The organism is Paraburkholderia madseniana (assembly GCF_009690905.1).
GTDB classification, from domain to species: domain Bacteria; phylum Pseudomonadota; class Gammaproteobacteria; order Burkholderiales; family Burkholderiaceae; genus Paraburkholderia; species Paraburkholderia madseniana.
Genome location: NZ_VOSW01000242.1, coordinates 1 through 2,471, shown reverse-complemented (window position 1 = coordinate 2,471; position 2,471 = coordinate 1). Strand labels below are relative to the sequence as shown.

Genomic DNA, 2,471 nt, shown 5'->3' with positions numbered 1-2,471 from the left:
TGGGGGGCGACAATGAGTACGTCCGGTGTACCGACATTCATCTTGGCCGGTAGTGAGGAGTCGGAGGCGGCGTAGCCGCCGAAGACGACGAACTGCCGGCGGCGCCGGATCGGCGGGGCTTAGGATGGCTGACTGAATCTAAAAAGAGGCGGTCAGCCCATGTCTGGAAGCCGCATCACCGACCAGCAGGTCCGCCTCTACATGAACCATCGCAAACACCATCCGCAGAAGCTCGCTGCGGCGAAGTCAGGCATGAGCGAGCGCACGGCGCGGCGTGTCGAACACGAAGCCGGACTACCGTCACAGCAGCCCCGGCGCTACTGGCGCTCGCGCCCAGATCCATTCGCCGATGTCTGGGAGAGCGAAGTGGTCCCATTGCTACGCGCTGCGCCAAAGCTGAAGGCGATCACTCTGCTGCGTAAATTGCAGGAGGACCATCCCGAGCGCTTTCCGGACAGCATGCGGCGCACGTTTGAGCGACATGTCAGCCAGTGGCGCGCGCTCGAAGGGCCGAACCAGGAAGTGTTCTTCCCTCAAACATATCAGCCCGGCGCACGAGGCCTGTCGGACTTCACGCACATGGGCAAGCTGTGCGTAACGATTGGCGGGATCCCGTTCAACCACCTGCTGTATCACTTCGTGCTGGCGTTCTCGCGCTGGGAGTACGCCAGCGTGGTCGATGGCGGGGAGAGCTTCCAGGCGCTCGCGACGGGATTGCAGAACGCGCTGTGGCAGGCTGGCGGCTGCCCACGCGAACATCGCTCCGACAGCCTGTCGGCGGCCTTCAGGAACCTGCAGGAAGAGGAAGACTTCACAGTTCGCTATGCGGCTCTACTCGAGCACTACGGGATGGAAGGCACGCGCAACAACCGTGGCATGGGTCATGAGAATGGCAGCGTCGAGTCCTCGCATCGCTATCTGAAGGATCAGGTCGATCAGGCCCTGGAGTTGCGAGGTCATCGCGACTTCGCGGATCGCGCCGCGTACGACGAGTTCGTGCGCGGAGTGGTAATGCGCCGCAACCGGCGCAATGCAGCAGCGTTCCAGATCGAGCGCGAACACCTGCTGGACCTGCCTGAGCACCGTACCACCGACTTCGTTGAGGAAGAGGCGCGCGTGACCCGCTGCGGCACGTTCACCGTGCGTTGCGTCCTGTACAGCGCGCCGTCGCGGCTGATCGGCCATCGCCTGAAGGTACGCCTCTACAGTGACCGGCTCGATTGCTATCTGTCTGGCGCGCTCGTGCACAGCACAGCGAGAGCCACGCACACGAGCAAACGGCGCGGTCGCGGCATCGACTACCGGCACTTCATCGAATCACTCAAACGCAAGCCGCAGGCCTTCAGGGGCCTCGCGTTCCGTGACGATCTGTTTCCGCGTGAAGCCTACCGGCGGACCTGGGAGCGGCTCGAGGTAGCACTGACGCCGCGCAGCGCATGCAAGACCATGGTGGGGCTGCTCGAGCTGGCAGGAAACCACGGCGTCGAGGCGCAACTGGCGCAGAGGCTCGATGCATTGCTCGAACTCGGTGAACTGCCCGACCTGAAGGCGCTGTTCGATGAGTTCGCGCCGCGCCAGGCCGAGTGTCCGGTGGTTGTCGTCGACATGCCGTCCGCCGCGCTCTATGACACGTTGCTCGATGAGGAGGTGCTCGCATGAACGCCGCCTACGATACAGGCCGTATCGCGCTGATGCTCAACGAATTGCGCCTGCCAACCATCGGCCGGTTGTGGCCGGACTTCGCCGAACGCTCAGACAAGGAAAGCTGGCAGGCCTCCCGGTTACTCGGTGCATTGCTCGAACATGAACTCGCCGAGCGGGCCAAACGCAGAATCGAGCGCCATCGCACCGAGTCGCATCTGGATCCGACCAAGACGCTCGCCACCTTCGACTTCGGCGTTGTGCCCATGGTCTCGAAGGCGCATGTGATGGCGCTGGCCACCGGCGATTCGTGGCTTGAGAAAGGCGCCACGATCCTCCTGTTCGGCCCACCCGGCGGCGGGAAAAGTCACTTGGGATCCGCCATCGGCCATGCACTCATCGACGCTGGCTACCGCGTATTGTTCACGCGCACCGGCGAAATCGTGCAGAAGCTCCAGGTCGCGCGTCAGAGTCTGCAACTGCCTTCGGCGCTCGCGAAGCTCGACCGGTTCGACCTGATCATCCTCGATGACCTGTCGTATGTGCGAAAGGACCAGGCGGAAACCAGCGTGCTGTTCGAGCTGATCGCCGAGCGGTATGAGCGCAAAAGTCTTCTGATAACGGCCAATCAGCCGTTCTCGGGCTGGAATGATGTCTTCCCTGACCCCGGCATGACGGTGGCCGCCATCGACCGGCTGGTCCATCACTCGACGATCTTCGAGCTGAACGTCGAAAGCTACCGGCGCCGCAAAGCCAGCGACAAACAGAAGGAGCGACGCCGTCAATTACCCACTGACAACCCGAACGGAGCGACAACCATGGCCAGCTAA

General features: G+C 62.9%; 2 protein-coding genes. Both read left to right on the top strand.

All coding sequences use genetic code 11. The annotated features are described in order from the left end of the window. Positions 1-159 precede the first annotated feature (159 nt). Complete coding sequence (istA, locus tag FSO04_RS45500; protein ID WP_154567968.1) at positions 160-1,659, top strand: IS21 family transposase; 1,500 nt, start codon at positions 160-162, stop codon at positions 1,657-1,659. Further along, positions 1,656-2,471, top strand: a complete 816-nt coding sequence (istB, locus tag FSO04_RS45495; RefSeq protein WP_154567967.1) for an IS21-like element helper ATPase IstB — start codon at positions 1,656-1,658, stop codon at positions 2,469-2,471. The genes istA and istB overlap by 4 nt, the downstream gene beginning before the upstream one ends.